A 20,353-nucleotide genomic window follows, 5' to 3' on the forward strand; every position below is an offset into this window, starting at 1 on the left:
TTCACATTATAGTATGGAGGTATTACTACTATGGATTACAACAAAATCAAAGCAACCGCTGAGAGCTACAAAGACGACATGACCAAATTCTTACGTGCCATCGTAAAGAATCCGGGCGAGAGCTGTGATGAGAAAGCTCATATCGAGACCATCGCTGCTGAGATGAAAAAACTGGACTTCGACGAAGTTGTCATCGATCCGCAGGGTAACGTCATCGGTTACATGGGAACAGGCGACAAGATCATCGCTTACGATGCACATATTGATACAGTAGGTATCGGAAACATTGAAAACTGGAACTTCGATCCATATGATGGATATGAGAACGACGAAGAGATCGGTGGACGTGGTGTATCTGATCAGTGTGGCGGTCTTGTATCTGCTACATACGGTGCTAAGATCATGAAAGACCTTGACCTGATTCCGGAAGGATGCAAGATCATGGTAGTCGGAACTGTTCAGGAAGAAGACTGTGATGGTCTTTGCTGGCAGTACATCATCAACGAAGATAAAATCCGTCCGGAATTCGTTGTTTCCACAGAGCCGACAGACGGCGGTATCTACCGTGGACAGCGTGGACGTATGGAAATCCGCGTAGATGTAAAAGGTATCTCCTGCCATGGTTCCGCTCCGGAGCGTGGAGACAACGCAATCTACAAAATGGCTGACATTCTTCAGGACATCCGTTCCTTAAATGAGAACGATGACGCTGACGAGACAGAGATCAAAGGTCTTGTAAAAATGCTCAACCCGAAATACAACAAAGATTGGGAAGAGGCACGTTTCCTTGGCCGCGGTACTGTAACCGTATCCCAGATCTTCTATACATCCCCAAGCCGTTGTGCAGTTGCTGACTCCTGTGCAATCTCCCTTGACCGTCGTATGACATTCGGAGAAACATGGGAAAGCTGCTTAGACGAGATCCGTGCACTTCCGAGCGTACAGAAATACGGCGATGACGTAAAAGTATCTATGTACAACTACGATCGTCCTTCTTACACAGGATGCGTATATGAGATCGAGTGCTACTTCCCGACATGGGCTATCCCGAAAGATCACAAAGTAACAAAATCTCTCGAGAACGCTTACAAAGCATTATACGGAGATCAGCGTATCGGTGCTGCTGAGACACTTGAAATGCGTCAGGCTCGTCCACTTACAGATAAATGGACATTCTCTACAAACGGCGTATCTATCATGGGTAGAAATAACATTCCTTGTATCGGTTTTGGACCGGGTGCTGAGGCTCAGGCTCATGCTCCAAACGAGAAAACATGGAAACAGGATCTGGTAACATGCGCAGCTGTATATGCAGCATTACCGAAAAATTACATGGAGTAAATTTCATTCATTATTTTTGTGAGGGATCCTTCCTGCATTGATTTCAGGAAGTTCCCTCCCTAAAACCAGATAACTCTAAATTTTAATATATCTCAACCGAATCTATTTTATAAGGAGAATACATAAATGAAAACATTACAGGATTACATCGACAAACTCAACAGCTTAAACTTCAAAGAAATGTACAACAACGATTTCTTCCTTACATGGGAGAAAACAGATGACGAGTTAGAGGCTGTTTTCACTATCGCTGACGCACTTCGTTTCATGCGTGAGAACAACATTTCCACAAAAGTATTTGAGAGCGGTCTTGGAATTTCCTTATTCCGTGATAACTCCACAAGAACACGTTTCTCTTTCGCTTCCGCATGTAACCTGCTTGGTCTGGAAGTTCAGGATCTGGACGAGGGCAAATCTCAGGTAGCTCATGGTGAGACTGTTCGTGAGACAGCTAACATGATCTCCTTCATGGCTGACGTTATCGGTATCCGTGACGATATGTACATCGGAAAAGGTAATGCTTACATGCACGAAGTATCTGACGCTGTAAAACAGGGTAACGCTGACGGCATCTTAGAGCAGCGCCCGACACTGGTAAACCTTCAGTGTGATATCGACCATCCGACACAGGCTATGGCAGATGCTCTTCACCTGATCCATGAATTCGGCGGTGTTGAGAACTTAAAAGGTAAAAAAGTTGCCATGACATGGGCTTACTCTCCTTCATATGGTAAACCACTCTCCGTTCCGCAGGGTATCATCGGTCTGATGACACGTTTCGGTATGGACGTTGTACTTGCTCATCCGGAAGGATACGATGTAATGCCGGAAGTTGAGGAAGTTGCAAAAGCAAACGCTGAGAAATCAGGCGGTTCCTTCACAAAAGTAAACAGCATGGCTGAGGCTTTCAAAGATGCTGATATCGTATATCCGAAGAGCTGGGCTCCGTTCGCTGCTATGGAGAAACGTACAAACCTTTACGGTGAAGGCGATACAGAAGGAATCAAAGCACTTGAGAAAGAGCTTCTTGCTCAGAACGCAGAGCACAAAGACTGGTGCTGTACTGAAGAATTAATGAAAACAACAAAAGATGGCAAAGCATTATACTTACACTGCCTGCCAGCAGATATCAACGATGTAAGCTGTAAAGACGGCGAGGTTGAGGCTTCCGTATTCGATCGTTATCGTACACCGCTTTACAAAGAAGCAAGCTACAAACCATACATCATCGCTGCTATGATCTTCTTAAGCAAATTTGAGAATCCGCAGGAGATCTTAAAGAAATTAGAAGAGCGCGCTGGAAAACGTATCTTTGAGTAATTAACTGAGCTGTATTTTGTGAGAGATTCTTCTTAGACTTTATTCAGGAGGAGTCTTTCACAGCTCTGATTTTTAAATTTTGATGTAATATACTAATCCATTTGGGGGTAACGAATCATGGGTAAAAAACGTATCGTCATTGCACTTGGCGGTAATGCCCTTGGAAAAAATCTTCCTGAACAGTACTTGGCTGTTCAGGAAACTTCCAGAGCAATCGCTGATCTGATCGAAGCCGGAAATGAAGTCATCATCTCCCACGGCAACGGTCCACAGGTTGGAATGATCAACAATGCAATGGCTGCATATTCCAAAACAGAACCTTCTCATCCGGCCATCACACCTCTCTCCGTTTGTGTGGCCATGAGTCAGGCATATATTGGTTACGATCTTCAGAATGCATTAAAAGAGGAATTATTAAACCGCGGCATCAAGAAAAATGTTGCCACGGTGATCACACAGGTTCGTGTGGATGAAAATGATCCTGCATTCGAGCATCCGACCAAACCAATCGGTCAGTTTATGACTAAAGAAGAAGCTGATGCCGCAGTAGCCAGCAGCGGTATTCAAGTCATGGAGGATGCGGGACGCGGCTATCGTCGTGTCGTTGCTTCTCCAAAACCGGCAGAAATTATTGAAATCGACACAGTCAAAGATCTCCTGAACGCAGGCGAAATCGTCATCGCCAGCGGCGGCGGCGGTATCCCTGTGATCCGTCAGGGAAATCATTTAAAAGGTGTTGGAGCAGTTATCGATAAAGATTTCGCAAGCTGTCTCCTTGCACAGCAGTTAAATGCTGATTTTCTGATCATTCTGACTGCAGTCGAGAAAGTAGCACTCCGCTTCGGTACTCCGGAAGAGACATGGCTGGATGATATTACAGTCGATGAAGCAAAACAGTACATGGAAGAAGGGCATTTCGCACCGGGCTCCATGCTTCCGAAAGTTCAGGCAGGTGTAGAATTTGCCGAGTCTGGAGTGGGACGTACCGCCCTCATCACCCTTTTGCAGAAAGCAAAAGACGGTGTCAACGGTGCAACAGGAACACGTATAATCAAGAAGTAAAAATTTTTTAGTTTGTTATTTGATTGATTATTCGATAAAACTTTTTTTAACATTTTCCTTCTATTTTTACAATATACAAAGCAAAGAAAGAGCTCCGATCCTAACCAAATCGGAGCTCTTTCGTATTCTTCTTTGATGGCATCCAGTTTTGTCGGAATTCCAACATCAGCAGAAAACTCCCAGAAAAAGGGACTAAAAAATATATCAGCAACAGAAAGATCAGTACAAAAAAACGCCAGAGCCGGCATTTGCCGGAACTGGCGTTTTTTTAGCTATGGACTTATTTTACAGCCCCTTTCTTTTTATTTATAGAAATATTACATTTATTGTGATATGATAATTATAAATATCGTAAATTAATGTTATTGATGGGTAGCAATCCCAGAAAAAGAAAGGAGTTCGATAATGTCAAAACTGAAAGCCAAAAAAGGTTTTACACTGGTAGAACTTATTGTTGTTCTTGTTATTATAGCGCTTCTTGCTGCATTACTCATCCCGGCACTGACCGGATATATTGACAAATCAAAAGCGAGAGCAATTGAATCTGAAGCAAAAGGTATCTGGACGGCAGCACAATCTGCCGCTTCTGAATACTATGGTTTGAATATTGATGAGAAAAGTATGAAAAATGCATTGACCAATTCTTGTACGATTGATGGTAAAACTTACACAAACTGTCTTGGTCGTATATCAAATGCAACATTTTCTGATGAGCAAAGCTACTGGCATAAAAATCCAACAACTGCCAGTCAGTTGATAGCCCAGCAAGTCCTGATCTATTTAGACAGTCAGAGCAAAAATAATTCCCAATATAGTTTCGGAAATAGCAATGTTCCAACCTCTGGTGCGACATTGGCCAACAGTATTAAAAACAATTTTGGATCCAATCCTCCAAAAAATGCCGTATTTATTCAAATTTTTTATGACGAAAACTGCAAGGTTCTTGCCATAAATTTTGGCAAAGATGGTTACTTGGTGACTATGACAGCCGGTCATTCTCCAATTTGTGAAAAAAACGGTAAAATTCTCTAATTATACGGGGCTGTAAAAAAACTCCCCTAACAGAAAATCGCCCAGACCGTGAGGTCAATGGCATTAAGTTAAGAAAATCTCGCATCACACATAGTGTGATGTGGGATTTTTTTATGGAAAAGTATTGACATGTCAATCAAAAAATGATCTTGTCATTACTATCAAAGGGACAACTTTAACAAACGAATTGTTAAGGCAGTTCGGATGTGATGCATCAACTGCAACATCATCCGCATTTGTACAGCAACGAAAGAAAATACTTCCGCTTGCACTCGAAAAACTTTTTCTAGATTTTGTTTCTCAAACTTCTCAAAATGATACATATAAGGGATATAGACTTCTAGCTGTTGATGTCCATCGTAAAAATCTCCTTTGAAATGAAATAAATAGTACTGTTACATTTCAAAAAGAGGCGGTGGACGGATAAAAAATAAGATATGTAGTTGTTGAGTTTAAAAATCCATGGTAAACTAATCATAGCAGTTCTTGTGAATATGTGATTGTTTTGTGTGGTAACTTAACAATACAACATATATACAAAAACTGCTATTTTTTTATGAAAAAGGTAGTGATTTCACGTACCTGGGGCTAGCCGTCGCGCCAGCGACTTGGTATAATAGACGAAAAAAGAGACTCAGCTCAGTTATTACAACTAAGCTAAGTCTCTTAATTCTATTTTTGAATTATTTTACACGTGCTGTCAGATGATCTCCATCTACATCAATGAGGATCACATCATTTGCATGTACCTCATCGGCAAGGATCAGTTTTGCAGATAATGTCTCCACATGTTTCTGCAGGAATCGTTTCAATGGTCTTGCACCATAGATTGGGTCATAACCATGCTCTACGATAAAGCTCTCTGCTGCCGGTGTCAGTTCTACGGAAATCTCACGGTCTTCCAGACGTTTGTTCAACTGATTCATCAGCAGATGAATGATATTTCCGATGTTGTCCTTGGTCAGCGGCTTGAACATGATGATCTCGTCCAGACGGTTTAAGAACTCCGGTCTGAAGTTGCCACGCAGCTCATTCATAACCCGTTCTTCTGCTTCCGGATTAATATCGCCGTTCTCATCGATGCCTTCCAGCAGATGCGCAGATCCAAGGTTGGATGTCATAATGATGATGGTGTTCTTGAAGTCTACGGTACGTCCCTGGGAATCCGTGATACGACCGTCATCCAATACCTGTAACAGTACGTTAAATACATCCGGATGGGCTTTTTCTACCTCATCAAACAGGACTACAGAATATGGTTTTCTACGAACGGCCTCAGTCAGCTGACCACCTTCATCGTAACCTACATATCCTGGAGGTGCTCCGATCAGTCTGGATACGGAGTATTTCTCCATGTATTCACTCATATCAAGTCGAACCATGTTGGATTCATCGTCAAACAGGCTTGCGGCCAGTGCCTTTGCCAGCTCGGTTTTACCAACACCAGTTGGTCCAAGAAACAGGAAAGAACCGATCGGTTTGCTCGGATCTTTGATTCCGGCTTTGGAACGAATGATCGCTTCGGTAACTTTTGTGACGCCCTCATCCTGTCCGATGACACGTTTGTGCAGTTCTTCGTCCAGATGCAAGGTTTTGTTACGTTCACTCTCGGTCAGTTTTGCAACCGGGATACCTGTCCAGCGGGAAATGATTCTTGCGATTTCATCCTCGCTGACGCTCTCATGAACCAGTGACATATCTTTATTTTTCACGATTTCTTCTTCGTGAGCTAATTCTTTCTCCAGCTGTGGTTTCTTGCCATACTGCAGTTCTGCTGCTTTTTCCAGATCGTAATTCTGCTGTGCAGTCTGAATTTCTTTATTCAGGCTTTCCAGTTCCTCACGTAATTTCTGTACACGCTCAACAGCTTTCTTCTCATTGTCCCACTGTGCTTTCTTTGTCTGGAACTCGCTGCGCAGTTCTGCCAGCTCTTTCTGAAGATTCTCCAGACGCTCTTTGCTCAGATTGTCTTCCTCTTTCTTCAGCGCAGTTTCCTCGATCTCCAGCTGCATTACTTTACGGTTCAGCTCATCCAGCTCTGTCGGCATGGAATCAAGTTCTGTCTTGATCAATGCGCACGCCTCATCCACCAGATCGATGGCTTTGTCCGGCAGGAAACGGTCGGAAATATAACGGTTGGACAGTACGGCTGCGGAAACCAGCGCACCATCTGTAATTTTTACGCCATGGAATACTTCGTAACGCTCTTTCAAGCCACGCAAAATGGAAATAGTATCTTCTACGGTCGGCTCGTCTACCATAACCGGCTGGAAACGACGCTCCAGAGCGGCATCTTTTTCGATATATTCACGGTACTCATCCAGTGTAGTAGCACCGATACAATGTAATTCACCTCTTGCCAGCATTGGTTTTAACATGTTGCCGGCATCCATAGCTCCGTCTGTTTTTCCTGCGCCAACGATGGTATGAAGTTCATCGATAAACAGGATGATCTTGCCTTCGCTCTTCTTTACCTCGTCCAATACGGCTTTCAGACGTTCCTCAAATTCGCCTCTGTATTTTGCACCTGCAACCAGTGCTCCCATATCAAGGGCAAATAATTTCTTGTCTTTCAGTCCTTCCGGTACATCACCGCGAACAATACGCTGTGCCAGACCTTCGACAACGGCAGTTTTACCAACACCAGGTTCACCGATCAGAACCGGGTTGTTTTTTGTTTTTCTGGAAAGGATACGAACCACGTTTCGGATCTCGCTGTCACGGCCGATGACCGGATCCAGTTTCTGATCTCTTGCACGCTCTACCATATCGTAACCATATTTTTCCAATGTATCATAAGTAGCTTCCGGATTGTCACTTACGACTCTCTGGTTGCCACGGACGGTGGATAATACCTGAAGGAATCTGTCTCTTGTGATTCCATACTCACGGAAGATTTCTTTGATCGCCGGGTTCGGGTAACGGATCATGCTCAGGAACAGATGCTCTACGGATACATACTCATCGCCCATCTGCTTTGCTTCGTCCTCAGCACTGATCAGCACTTTATTCAGTTGCTGACCGACATAAACCTGTCCGCCGGAAACTTTCACTCTCTTTGCCAGATGATCCTCAGCATTGTTCATGAAATGCTGTTTGTTGATCTCCATTTTCTCGATCAGCATCGGGATCAGACCGTCTTCCTGTCTCATCAGGGCTACCAGCAGATGTTCCTGCTCGATTTCCTGATTGCCATATTCATAAGCTAATTTCTCGCAATCCTGGATTGCCTGCATTGATTTCTGTGTAAATTTCTGGATATTCATAAAAACCCCTCCTTTCCGGGTGTTTCTACTTTTCTTAATTATTATGTTCTACTTGTTGTATAACGCTTTTCCTTGCGTTAAGTATGTTATATCACATGTTATTAGCCACGTCAAGCATTGAGTGCTAATTTATCTTAAAATTTTTCTTCCTTAATTATATAACAATTATATAACGGAAGATAATGAAAGCGGGCACAGATTATTTTGTCTTTCATGCTAACAATCGCATTTCAAGAAAAAATAATCTGCACCCGCTATTTTCGTTACAACCAAAAACCTGATTTTCTGTTTCTAATTTCAATGTTACCACTTCCAAAAGTTTCAATCAGATTCATTTAAAATATTCTCTATCATTTGAAATACTAAATTAGCACCACAAAATAAGTTTTTTCATTACTTCAAAATCTCTGCCAATGTTTCTTTTATTTTTGACGCATCAATTGGTTTCGCAATATGCCCGTTCATTCCGGCTTCAAACGCCTTTTTCCGATCTTCCGCAAAGGCATTCGCCGTCATGGCCACAATTGGGATTCCGGACTTGCCGACATCCGGCAAATGCCGGATGATCGATGCTGCCTTATAGCCGTCCATATTCGGCATCTGAATATCCATCAGAATCAGATCATAAGTTCCTGTCGGTTCTTTTTCCAGTTTATCCACGCAGAAAATGCCATCTTCTACGCGATCTACGGAAAATCCCATTTCCTCCAGCAATAAGATTGCGATTTCTGCATTCAGATCATTGTCTTCTGCCAGAAGAATATGTTTTCCGGAAAATTCCACTTTTTCATTGGCTTCGTTTGATGCTTTTTTCGCGTAATATTCCGGTGGAGCTATTTTATGCGGAATGGTCACTGTAAATTTTGTTCCTTTTCCCAGTTCGCTTTCGACCGTAACAGAGCCATCCATCAGATCTACCAGACTTTTGACAATTGCCATACCAAGTCCTGTTCCTACTACTTTTGCACTGGTCGTATCCCGCTCTCTGGTAAATGAGTCAAACAAATGCGGTAAAAACTCTCTGCTCATTCCAATGCCGTTATCTTCTACCACCGTCCGGATCTTGATATATCCCTCTCTCTCATCGGGCAATTCATCTGTTGTAATCGTTATCGTTCCACCCGGAGGGGTATATTTTACCGCATTACCGATAATATTGGTAAGAACTTCCTGCATCTTTGTTTTGTCACATATAATATCCGGATGCTGCACATTCACATAATGTTCAATCGTCAGATTCTTTTTCTGTGATTCCATTTCAAACACGCTGCAGACACCACTCACAATATTTCCGGTCTCACTGTAATTCTCATCTAATTCCATCTCACCGCTTTCAATCCGCGCCATATCAAGGACATTATTGATAATGGAAAGAAGGACATTGCCCGACTGCTCGATCATCTCCTGATAATGCTGCATTTCCGGATCTGATATATGACCACACATCAGCTTTGAATATCCTAAAATTGCATTCATCGGTGTACGGATATCATGGGACATGTTGAGCAGAAACCTTGTCTTTGCCGCATTTGCCGCATCTGCTGCAGCCGCTGTTTCTTCCAGTTTTTTCTGCTGGATCAGATCTTTTTCGTTTTGTTTGCGCATCCACCGGTACATAAATATGATGATCAGCACAATTACAAACGCTGCAACCACCGCTGCCTTAAACACAATGTTGTTTATTTTTTCCAGAAACAGATAGGACGATTCCATATCCATTTCAATACAAAGCGCACCAATAATCTCATTCGTTTCAGCATCCCGCACCGGATAACAGGCGGTAAATATATGTCCCCAGGTGGTATCCACGATATCCTGTGAATAAACATTCTCACCCTCTAAAGCCACTTCAATGTATGGAATCATCTCATCCTCAATATAAGTTCCCGGATAGGCAAAATCGTCCGCATCAAGATCCAGTCCATCCACCAGATAGATCAGCTTTCCCTCACTGTTTCGTTTTGCCGTATACAGATATCTGGTAGAATTCAATGTCCGCAATTCGTTCAGTCTCTGCTGAAGCTCCTGATAACGCGGGGTATCCATATCCGCCTTGGTATTGATCTCATCGTAATCCGCCTTATTGAACCGGTCTGATACCAGCGTATGGATTGCATCCGAACATTCGATATCACGTTCCACTGCCGCTTCCAATGTGTTTGTCTTATAATTTTTCTGCAAAATCAATGTATATACTGCCACAAATAAAGCTGCCAGTAAAAATATCAGCACAAACCTTCCCAGATAAACATTTGCATTCTTCTTTTGCTGAGAATTTTCCATACGTCCTCCCTTTCACAATACCTTATCGTAAAATAAAGAAATAACTCCGCAACATGATACCCTATTGTATCATGCCGCAGAGTTAATTTCAAATTTCAATCACGCAATTTCCAGTCATGAAAATATTTCCGTTACAGTTCACGCAAAATGTCATTTATGAAAATATTATGATGTACAACTGTCTTTTTCTAGCCGCGTTTCTTTACAGCATACATTGTAGTTGTCAGAGCACCGCCTGCGATCGCAAGCATTACAAACCACAGAACCATTGCACTGGTATCTGCTGTCTTCAGAGCTTTCGCTGCAGATGTATTATTTGCAGTAGCAGCTGTTGTTTTATTAACCGTCTGATTTGTTTTGTTGGAAGCTGCTGAGCCATTTCCATTCGTTTTGTTATTGTTTACAGTCTGATTCTTGTTCTGATCTGTATTGGTATTTCCATTGTTATTAGATCCATTGTTATTGCCTGCATTGGAGTTATTGCCATTGTCAGATCCATTGTTATTAGAACCGTTATTATTGTTATCGGAATTGTTCTGTTTTACAGTGAATACAAATTTTCCTGTAGAACCTGCATAATTTCCAATACCAGTTACAAGGATTGTATACTCACCGGCATTTACAAACTCAGCACCTGCAAAATCTGCAGCATTGCTATCGCTTCCATATGTATAAGATACAGTATAGTCAATGCCTTCTGTCAGAACGGTATCACCGTCTTTGATTGTCAGAGTCGGTGTCTTGCTCTGTCCGTCATAAATTGCAGAATCAGAATCTGCTGCAACATCAAATGTCATCTGTTTCGGTTCAATTGTGAATGTTTTTGTTTCTGTTCCGTAATACTCACCCATACCTGTTACCGTTACAGTGTAGTCACCAGCATTTACATATTCATCTGCTGCACTTCTCTGTGCCGGCTGTGTATAAGTAACGAAATAATCAACGTCCTCTGTCAAAACTTTTTCTGTATCAGCCGCATCAGTAACTTTAACAACCGGTTTTAAAACTTCTCCGTTGTAAACCTGACTCTCGATATCAACAACATTGATAAATTTTGTTACCTCAGGAGTTTCAAATTTATCCAATGGTGGCTGAGCGTCAATACCAGTCTTCCAGTACAGTTCTGCAAGTGGATCATTCTCAGTTGCACCCATCACAGTACCATCTTCCATATGACGATATTGTCCTGTCACTTTAATGGTTCCTTCTGTTGCTTTTCCAGCTTCTGCTTTGTTTGACTCATTTGCTGTTGCACCCTGTAAAAATGCAGATTTTGTAGCAATGGTACCATTTCCGGTTACAGCGTTTCCGCCATTTCCCCAAAGTACATCACCACCGATTGCTGTTACTTTTCCATTTCCATCAATCGTTGCATTGTCAAGATCGATTGCTACACCGCCCTCTCTGTAAAGCAGTGTCTTTCCGCTTCCGCCGTAAGCTACCAGCTGTGAACCATCTTCCAGATGAAGTGTTCCGTTTGATACGCGTAATGCAGTCTGACCGATCTCATTTCCTGCGTCATCACCTTCGATGTATACGTTTCCTTTGATCGTTACGTTTCCTGTAACAGTTACTACTGGCTCAGACGTTGTACGATCTGTAAGATTTCCATTTGCTAGATAGTTCGCATGAGAATAAATTGCTGCGTTTTCAAGTGTTGCACCATCCTCTAAACGAAGCTGTCCACAGATAGAAGCACCTACTTTAAATTCTTCGTCATAAGCACTATAGTTCATGGAGAATGTTCCGCCATCTTTTACTTCAATGATACCCTGAACAACAGAATCATCTAATGTCAGTTTTCCACCTTTTTCAACAACGATACGAACGCTGCTGAGAATTTCCATATTTGTGATTGTCAGATCACAGCCATCCGGAATGTAAAGTGTCTGAGGAATATTTCCTTTTTCAACTTCTTTCCAGGCAAGATCATAACCAAGGTAACCGTAAGTACCACTTACCTGAGAACCAAACCATGCTTCCAGATCAGCAGGAACACGAACGCTCTCATCTTCTCCGTCTACATTGCTGCCAAAATTGCTAATTGCCCATGGCTCCATGATATCCCATGCATATTTGCCATTTGCATACTGTTTAAAGTTTTCTTTTACCAGCTGATCCGCAAGTTTTTCTTCGCCGGAATATACGTTAAACTGTAAGGTATTACTTGTTGCAGTACGTCCCTGCATATCTGTGATAGATACAGAAACCAGATATTTTCCCGGATCCTTTGGTGTTCCGCTAAGGCTCAGCGCACTGCTGATTGTCATATAAACACCCTGCATTCCGCTATCACTGTCTGCGCTTGTACCTTTGTCTGTATCCGGTACAATGTTAACTGTGCATTTTTTACCATCCAGATTAATGTTTGACATGTTGTCAAGCTCTTTCCAGTCACTGTCTGTCGGCTCTGTGCCTTTCTTCACCAATGCACCGTAAACGGTTACGTCACTGTTTTTGTTGGAAGAAGAACCACCGGTACTTGCACTTGATACAGTATCATAATTTGTCTGACCTTTGATTGCACTGTCAAATGTGCCTGCGATTTTTACATAAAGCTGATACGGATCGCCCTGTCCGTCATCTTCAACCAGAGATGCTTTTCCGCTTGGATCTACGACAAATTTCATAGTCAGATCTTCGTATCCATCTGCTGTGATTGTGATCACATCTCCACTTTTCAGAACAGCTGCATCATCGCTGGAACTGAAATTTGTCTCAGCAAACAGCAGTTTATTATCAGATGTATTTTGGTAATACTGACCACCATATATGAAACTTGCATAGCTTGCTTTTTTCCAGGTTTCACCATTTACTTTTACTTCTGTAATATCTTCTACATATCCATCTGCATTTGCAAAAGATACATTCCAGTTTCTATTGAAACTATCAAGAGAAATACTTACCTGATCAAGATTAATCTTGATTGGAGCTGCTTTCTTAAATATAGCTGTTACAGTTACATTTTCAGCCGGCATGGTAAAAGTATATTCGTTATCGGATTTTTTTGTTGTATCAACAGTTGTTCCGCTCTCACCTTTTACGGTAAGTGTATCCAGCTCATAATGTTTGTTCGGTGTAGTTGTCACTGTAACAGTATCACCAGCTTTCAGACTACTTGTTTTGTCTAAAGTAACTTTGCCGTTTTCAGCTGAATCTGCTGTTGCGGAATAAGTTTTCTCAGCTGGAGTAGAGTCTTTTACTACTGTTGCTGTGTAAACATCACTATAAGATACTGTCGTTTTTGTAATCTCTACAGTAAGATCTTTGTATCCATTTGCTGTAAATTTTACTGTTAATGGGTATGATACATTATCAGCATTTGCAATTCTGAATGCTGTATAGCTGCCATATGCTCCCGTCGCACTTCCAATATCCCAGATTCCAGTATCACTGCCAAATGAACTAATTGTTTTATTTTTGTATACGGTATCATTTACAGTTACACTGTCGATTGCATTCATCCATGTGGTATCCTCAAATTCAAGATTGAGAATCTCAGTCCACAATCCACTTTTTATGCAGGATTTCACCTCTGTCGGTGCATCCTTGCTTCCACTTCTCGTTGTCCCCTCTGCCGCCATCGCCGGTGTAACCACCATAGACAGCATCAATAATACTGACAGGAACAGCGATGCCATTTTCTTCCAAGTCTTTTTCATTTGCTCCTCCTTTTTTCCTAATCTTTGTTCCTCTTAGTTAACATTAGTTCTTTTAAGCTAACACCATGAAATACTATCAAACTCATGGTAGTTGTGTCAACCCAAAATATTCCATTTTTTCGTCGTTGAAAAATCTTTATCAAAAGTCAAAAAAAGAGACAGGCACTTTTCATTAAAAAGCACTTGTCTCTCATTTTTATGCGTAAAGCGGACATTCGCAATCCGCTTTCACTACTTGCTCATGAACGCAGTCACTTTGTACACTCAAAATGGGGAATATTTATTCTGCGTTCACATCCTTAATTACATAAATTCAGTTTTTCATTGCATCAGCATGCTTTCGCAAACTCTTTTAATTTTTCCTTTGCGGTCTCATTCAGGTTCTTCGGTACCTGAATCTGAACTACTGCATACTCATCTCCATGCACAGATCTGTCTTTCATTGACACAATACCTTTGCCTTTCAAACGGATCTTGCTGCCGGACTGTGTACCCGGACGGATCTTGCAGATCACATTGCCATTCAGCGTCGGCACTACGGCTTCGCCGCCCAAAACAGCTGTCGTAAACGGAATCGAAATGTTTGTATACACATCCATTCCTTTTCGTTCAAATCCGGCTCTGTCTCCTACTTTTACTTTCAACAGGAGATCTCCGGCTTCTCCACCGCTGAATCCCGGATTTCCTTTTCCTTTCAGACGTACCGTTTTACCGGTATCGATTCCTGCTGGAATTGTTACTTTCAACGACTGAACCTGACCATTTTCGTCTTTCAGATGAATCATTTTCTCACAACCAAATGCCGCATCATCAAAACTTACGGTTACATCGGCATGGATGTCGCTGCCTTTCTGACGGAACTGACCACCATGGAAGCCGCCTCCCTGACCAAATCCGCCAAAGTGACTGCCCTGTCCGAAGCCATCTGCACCGGAACCATTGCTGTAGTACTGGTGGAAGCCGCCATTTCCATCGCTGTGGAAACTGTAGCTTCTGTGTCCTCCGGATGAACCGCCATGGAACATATCTCCAAAGATATCTCCGAAAATATCTCCCATATCCTGTCCGTTAAAATGGAATTCCTGATAACCGCCATTCTGTGCGCCGCCTGCATTGCCATATCCGTAAGCGCCACCTTCCGGCATGCTTCCGTCAAAAGCCGCATGACCGAACTGATCATACAGTTTTCTCTTTTCCGGATCACTTAAGATTGAATACGCTTCCGTTACCTCCTTAAATTTCTGTTCTGCAGTCGGATCACCGGCATTTGTATCCGGATGATATTTTTTTGCAAGTTTTCGATATGCTTTCTTTATTGCTGTGGCATCTGCATTTTTTGCAACGCCAAGTAATTCATAATAATCCTGTTTTTCTGCCATACAAATCACCATCCATTTCTGTTATTTACTATGTATGATCCAGTAGATTTCTGCTTCTATTTTTCTTTATCGTTCATTATTCTGTGAACTTTCTTGTAAAATTTTCCATATAAACATATAAAATAGAAACTCTCATTGGATATAATAATTCCCCGGGAAACTCCCGGGGAAACATCGTTATCTGAATCATTCTCTACCGGTTTTCCCGGTTTTCTTTGTTCTATCTGTAATATAACATTAGTGTCGCTGTATGTCAACAAGTTTTTTATTTATTTTCGCTTCCAATTCAGCAGCAATGCAGAATTGATAATAACCAGCACCGATCCGGCATTATGTACCAGCGCAATATCCGCTGCATCCACTGCAATGTCACTTCCAACACCACCCATGGCAATTCCGACATCTGCACGTTTCAGGGCAGGCGCATCATTGACGCCATCACCAATCATGCAGACTGCTTCTTCTTTTTTCTGATAATCTGCAATCCAGTTCAGTTTATCCTCTGGCAAACAACCTGCATGAACCTCTGAGATATGCAGTTGATCTGCAATGCTTTTTGCCGCATTCTCATGATCACCTGTCAGCAATACCGGTTGAACCCCAAGAGCTGTCAACTGATCGATCATTGCCGTACTTTCTTCACGAATGGTATCCGACAAAGCAATATAACCTGCTGCTTTCTGATCTACTGCAATATAAATTATGGTACATCCCTGCTGTAAATACTCCTTTGCCTCCGCGCACATTGTCATAAGTGCAATTTCTTCCACACCGGATTCCTGCATCAGTTCTTCATTTCCTGCCAAGAGCATTTTTCCGTTGAGCACTGCGCTGACACCGCGTCCCGGAAGCATTTCAATCTGCTGCCGGCAGATTTTTCTGACAGGACCCTTTGTAACAACTTACTACTGCTTTTCCCAATGGATGTTCTGACCAGAAAACCGTGCTTTGTTGCATTTCCAATCGCTGCCATGATTGCCGTCGGTGTCGCAAGCACCAGCGCACACGGACAAAATACAACCAGAATCGTTACCGCACGGATCAGTTCTCCTGAAATGATACCAGTAAATGTTGCTGCGGAAAGTGCGATCACCACGATCCAGGTTGCCCATCGGTCTGCGATACCCACAATTTTGGTTTTTCCTGCATCTGCGGACTGTACCAGTTGGATCATTCGCTGAATGGAACTGTCTTTTCCAACTTTCGTCGCCTTCATCTCAAAAGCACCAAACTGATTCATGGTTCCACTGGATACTTCATCACCAACGGTTTTATCTACCGGAAGGGACTCACCCGTCATAACCGCCTGATTGATAGAAGTCTGTCCGGATAAAATCACACCATCCACAGGAATTGTCTCACCCGGTAAAACTCTCAATCGATCTCCAACCCGCACCTGCTCTGCCGGAATGACTTTTTCGGTATCTCCCTGCAACACTCTGGCAGTCTGCGGTGTAAATTATCTGCATCCATACACTGTTTCATATCTGTTTTCCTCGCTTTTTATCTATCTATTTTTATTATTGTCCATCTATCAGAACTTTTGCAAATCCATAATGATGAATCCGATTTTTGGAAATCCCTGCTTCCAGAAGTTCTGTATCGTACTGCTTTTCTTCTATCTGACGCAATGCAGATTTTACGGTATCCTGTAACGAATATTCTTCTTCCACATCAAATACTTTAAATTCCAGAATCATCGCATTTTCTGCAACATTCCGCGGTATCAGCATCACATCGTAACGTCCATAACCACTTTCTCGGTTGGATTTCACCTGATATCTATCACGCAATTCTACCAGAAGTCCTAACATAAATCCATGATAAAAACGTTCCGGTTGTGATTTTGATGACGGATGTGTTCCACTGTCAAAATTACTGAACGTAGCCAACGCAACCTCATTCATATAAGCATTCATTTCCCGAACATTTCCACCCAACAATGCATTTACAAACCGATTATATACGGAATTTGACACATCAAACCACCCACGAAACATCATCATAAACATTCCCATGGTTTCCAGATTTGTAATCTGAAGGTGATACCATTTTTCTCTCAACAATCCCCGATATTCAACCTCTACCGCTTTCAGATAACCACTCGCCAGTAAAAGACTCCAGATGGCATTTTCATTTTGATCCAACTGTTCAAAAATAATCTGTTCATCAAAGTGAACCACAATTTCTTTATTTTGAAGCAGCAGTTCCATCTGTTCCTTTATCTCCGACGATGCGGTCTGAATCAACCTGCTTACCAGACTGTTGGAACTCGTCGCTGCCCAGTAGGCATCAAATTTCTTTTTATCAAGAAAATTTGTAATAGACCATGGATTATAAATATCTCTCCTTTTTCCAAATACAAATCCATCGTACCATTCCTTCACCTGATTTTTATATTCATTCAACCCAAACGTATCTAGCGATGCAAATACTTCTTGCTCTGTAAAACCAAAGCAGGTTTCATACTCCTCCGATGTTGTAGTAACCACATTCAGATTATTCAGATCAGAAAAAACAGATTCCTTGGATACTCTTGTAATTCCCGTCATAACTGCACGTTCCAAGTACGGATTTGTCTTAAATGCAGAATTAAACATGCTTCGTATAAAAGATGTAAATTCTTTCCAGTAACCGTATACATAAGCTTCCTGCATTGGCGTATCATATTCATCCAGCAAAAGAATTACTTTTTTCCCATAAAATCGATACAGATAATGAGCTAGGTCCTGCAGTGCACATTGTGCTGTCACATCATCCATCTGCGGAGATACTTCCGAAAACTGCCTTTTTTGCATTTCTGTCATGCAATTTTCCTGTAACAAAAATACATATTGCTGGTATAAATCCGACAAAATCCTTTTTATTTTTTTCACTGCATCTGCATAATTTGTCTGCTTCACATCCGCAAAAGACAGGTAAATCACAGGATACGTTCCCTGAATACTGCGATATTTTTCATCCTTCCATATAGTAAGTCCCTCAAATAAATCCTCACGATCTGCATACTGATTTGAGAAAAAGCATTTGAGCATATCCATATTTAACGTCTTACCAAACCGGCGTGGACGCATAATAAGCGTGATACTGTCTCCGGATTCCCACCACTCCCTGATAAATTCCGTTTTATCCACATAAAAACGATTTTCTTTTCGGATATCCTCAAAGCCCTGATTTCCTATACTTATCACTTTCGGCATCTGCGCTCACCTACCTTCTTGACCTGTCAGTTCTATCTTTTATACCATAGCGAATTTTTCTGTTCCTAGCAAGTTCTTTCCTTTCGCATAAAAAATTTTGACACTTTTCATCTTTACATTTTCTATGCTTTTCATCAAGATATCATACTCTTAATTTTGATCAAAAAAACGCCGCACCAAACAATGCGACGTTTTTATCCTTATGAAATTTTATCTACACGGTACATTTTACAATATACAAACCATCATTTGCTGTATCAAAATAAATATATCCGCGATCATCCACCAGAACATCTTCTGCAATTCTCAGGATAAAAAATGCGTATCCCTCACAGGAACCGGTAACATACACATAATCGCCACCATTATAAAAGAAGCGATGTACACCCGGTCCACCTCCACAATGGAATTTTGATAATAATTTTGGATTCTCCGGATCTGTTTCCACATCCCAGATAGAAATTCCACCCCAATACGGTAAGGTATTTCCCTTCGGTGTTCCATGCAGAACATCCATAGTTCCACCATGCGCCAGAATCAACAATCCGTCTGCAATCTGAATCTTTGGTGTACTCTGACCATCATGAATGCTGTCATCTGCCCAGAAACCTTCCATCCATTTGATTTTTCTTGGATTTTTCGGATCTGTCACATCCAGAATATTAATTCCGTTCCAGCGAAAACTGGTTGCGTACAGATAATAATGTCCATTTGCTTTCTGCATTGCCATCTGAAATCCAGGTTTTCCATTGAGGTCATCAAAACCTACAAATTCCATGTTTTTCATCAGGCATTCTTTTCTCTGATGAATACTTTTTCCCATATACATTTCCTCCTTCTCTTTCAGAAGTCAAATAAATCCTTTATATTTATTCTACTCTGTAAATAATTTCATTTTATTCTATCTCCTTGATTCTGTAAAATAACTATTTTTTCACTTGTTATATCAAAACAGATATGGAATAATATTTTTAAAAAAGTTAATATATACTACTTTACGTAAAGGAATTTTTAATATGGATAGCATCAAAAAAATTATCTCACCGCTCTTTCGCGGAATTACAGAAATGGAACTGGAGCAGATGAACACCGCAGGATACCTGCGTCAAAAAGAATATGAAAAAAACGAAATCATCTATCATATGGACACAAAAGTTGATGAAATTGGTATTTTACTAACGGGAAGTGTAAATATTATCAACACTGATTTCTTAGGTAATTCCACAATTTTAAGCAACATCTCTGCCGGAGGTGTATTCGCAGAGACATATGCCCTTGTAAAGGAACCACTGCTTGTGGAAGTCGTTACTGCTGAAAACAGCCAGATTTTATTTTTAAATATTCGCCGAATTATGGAGGATTCATCTTGTAATCAATCTGACTGGTATCGAAAACTGATTGATAATCTCTTACAGATTTCCATGCGAAAAAATCTCACGCTTTCTACACGGATTTTCTGTACTACACCGAAAAATATCCGCGGTCGTTTACTGACTTATTTGACTGCAGAATACCGCAAACAAGGAACTTCTACGTTTGAAATTCCATTTAATCGTCAGCAGCTTGCAGATTATTTGAATGTTGACCGAAGTGCTTTGTCTAAAGAACTTGGAAAAATGAAAGAAGAAGGGATACTGGATTTTCATAAAAATGTATTTCGATTATCACAACAGATTTGATGATATAAAAAAGTGCTGTATTGGCAATTTCGTCAATACAGCACTTTTTATTTATACGATATATACCTTCAAAACTTCATACAGAAATCCGATTCATTTCAACCTTTTGGTCAAGCCCTCAAACGATTA

General features: G+C 41.4%; 11 protein-coding genes and 1 pseudogene. 5 read left to right on the forward strand and 7 right to left on the reverse strand.

Going from position 1 to position 20,353, the window contains the following annotated elements:
• The first annotated feature begins 30 nt into the window (after positions 1-30).
• From LG34_RS02955 to LG34_RS02970, 4 genes are all read left to right on the forward strand, one after another.
• A complete protein-coding gene (locus LG34_RS02955; protein WP_109214808.1) occupies positions 31-1,341 on the forward strand; it encodes a YgeY family selenium metabolism-linked hydrolase in 1,311 nt (436 codons plus the stop codon).
• 126 nt (positions 1,342-1,467) lie between these two features.
• Complete coding sequence (gene ygeW / locus LG34_RS02960; protein WP_109214809.1) at positions 1,468-2,661, forward strand: knotted carbamoyltransferase YgeW; 1,194 nt, start codon at positions 1,468-1,470, stop codon at positions 2,659-2,661.
• A 117-nt stretch (positions 2,662-2,778) separates the two neighbouring features.
• Positions 2,779-3,723: a carbamate kinase gene (arcC, locus tag LG34_RS02965; RefSeq protein WP_109214810.1), complete on the forward strand. Its 945-nt coding sequence runs from the start codon at positions 2,779-2,781 to the stop codon at positions 3,721-3,723.
• Positions 3,724-4,128: 405 nt separating this feature from the next.
• Entirely contained in the window at positions 4,129-4,755 is a 627-nt protein-coding gene (locus LG34_RS02970) for a prepilin-type N-terminal cleavage/methylation domain-containing protein (RefSeq protein WP_109214811.1), read from the forward strand.
• A 683-nt stretch (positions 4,756-5,438) separates the two neighbouring features.
• Here the strand turns inward: LG34_RS02970 and clpB are convergent.
• From clpB to LG34_RS03005, 7 genes and pseudogenes are all read right to left on the reverse strand, one after another.
• On the reverse strand, positions 5,439-8,021 hold the full coding sequence (clpB, locus tag LG34_RS02975) for an ATP-dependent chaperone ClpB (RefSeq protein ID WP_109214812.1): 2,583 nt from the start codon (positions 8,019-8,021) through the stop codon (positions 5,439-5,441).
• A gap of 393 nt (positions 8,022-8,414) precedes the next feature.
• Entirely contained in the window at positions 8,415-10,304 is a 1,890-nt protein-coding gene (locus LG34_RS02980; RefSeq protein WP_109214813.1) for a hybrid sensor histidine kinase/response regulator, read from the reverse strand.
• 188 nt (positions 10,305-10,492) lie between these two features.
• Positions 10,493-13,966 carry an InlB B-repeat-containing protein gene (locus LG34_RS02985; protein ID WP_109214814.1) on the reverse strand — a complete coding sequence of 1,158 codons (3,474 nt, stop codon included), beginning with the start codon at positions 13,964-13,966 and terminating at the stop codon, positions 10,493-10,495.
• Positions 13,967-14,295: 329 nt separating this feature from the next.
• Entirely contained in the window at positions 14,296-15,345 is a 1,050-nt protein-coding gene (locus LG34_RS02990) for a DnaJ C-terminal domain-containing protein (protein ID WP_109214815.1), read from the reverse strand.
• Between the two features lie 269 nt (positions 15,346-15,614).
• Positions 15,615-16,801: pseudogene (locus LG34_RS02995) on the reverse strand (heavy metal translocating P-type ATPase); the annotation flags it as partial.
• A gap of 64 nt (positions 16,802-16,865) precedes the next feature.
• Entirely contained in the window at positions 16,866-18,545 is a 1,680-nt protein-coding gene (locus tag LG34_RS03000; RefSeq protein WP_109214816.1) for an AAA family ATPase, read from the reverse strand.
• 214 nt (positions 18,546-18,759) lie between these two features.
• Positions 18,760-19,368 carry an LVIVD repeat-containing protein gene (locus LG34_RS03005; protein ID WP_177957544.1) on the reverse strand — a complete coding sequence of 203 codons (609 nt, stop codon included), beginning with the start codon at positions 19,366-19,368 and terminating at the stop codon, positions 18,760-18,762.
• Positions 19,369-19,561: 193 nt separating this feature from the next.
• Here LG34_RS03005 and LG34_RS03010 point away from each other — a divergent pair, with 193 nt between their 5' ends.
• The gene (locus tag LG34_RS03010; RefSeq protein WP_330427552.1) at positions 19,562-20,224 is read left to right on the forward strand and encodes a Crp/Fnr family transcriptional regulator; all 663 of its coding nucleotides are present in this window, start codon (positions 19,562-19,564) and stop codon (positions 20,222-20,224) included.
• Positions 20,225-20,353 lie beyond the last annotated feature (129 nt).

Source organism: Eubacterium ramulus, from assembly GCF_003122485.1.
GTDB classification, from domain to species: Bacteria; Bacillota; Clostridia; order Lachnospirales; family Lachnospiraceae; genus Eubacterium_I; species Eubacterium_I ramulus_A.

Excerpts from the sequence above, each read along its gene's own strand:
- LG34_RS03000 (WP_109214816.1), bottom strand. The coding sequence starts at position 18,545 with ATGCCGAAAGTGATAAGTATAGGAAATCAGGGCTTTGAGGATATCCGA.
- arcC (WP_109214810.1), top strand. The coding sequence starts at position 2,779 with ATGGGTAAAAAACGTATCGTCATTGCACTTGGCGGTAATGCCCTTGGA.
- ygeW (WP_109214809.1), top strand. The coding sequence starts at position 1,468 with ATGAAAACATTACAGGATTACATCGACAAACTCAACAGCTTAAACTTC.
- LG34_RS02990 (WP_109214815.1), bottom strand. The coding sequence starts at position 15,345 with ATGGCAGAAAAACAGGATTATTATGAATTACTTGGCGTTGCAAAAAAT.
- LG34_RS03005 (WP_177957544.1), bottom strand. The coding sequence starts at position 19,368 with ATGGGAAAAAGTATTCATCAGAGAAAAGAATGCCTGATGAAAAACATG.
- clpB (WP_109214812.1), bottom strand. The coding sequence starts at position 8,021 with ATGAATATCCAGAAATTTACACAGAAATCAATGCAGGCAATCCAGGAT.
- LG34_RS03010 (WP_330427552.1), top strand. The coding sequence starts at position 19,562 with ATGGATAGCATCAAAAAAATTATCTCACCGCTCTTTCGCGGAATTACA.
- LG34_RS02980 (WP_109214813.1), bottom strand. The coding sequence starts at position 10,304 with ATGGAAAATTCTCAGCAAAAGAAGAATGCAAATGTTTATCTGGGAAGG.
- LG34_RS02970 (WP_109214811.1), top strand. The coding sequence starts at position 4,129 with ATGTCAAAACTGAAAGCCAAAAAAGGTTTTACACTGGTAGAACTTATT.
- LG34_RS02985 (WP_109214814.1), bottom strand. The coding sequence starts at position 13,966 with ATGAAAAAGACTTGGAAGAAAATGGCATCGCTGTTCCTGTCAGTATTA.
- LG34_RS02955 (WP_109214808.1), top strand. The coding sequence starts at position 31 with ATGGATTACAACAAAATCAAAGCAACCGCTGAGAGCTACAAAGACGAC.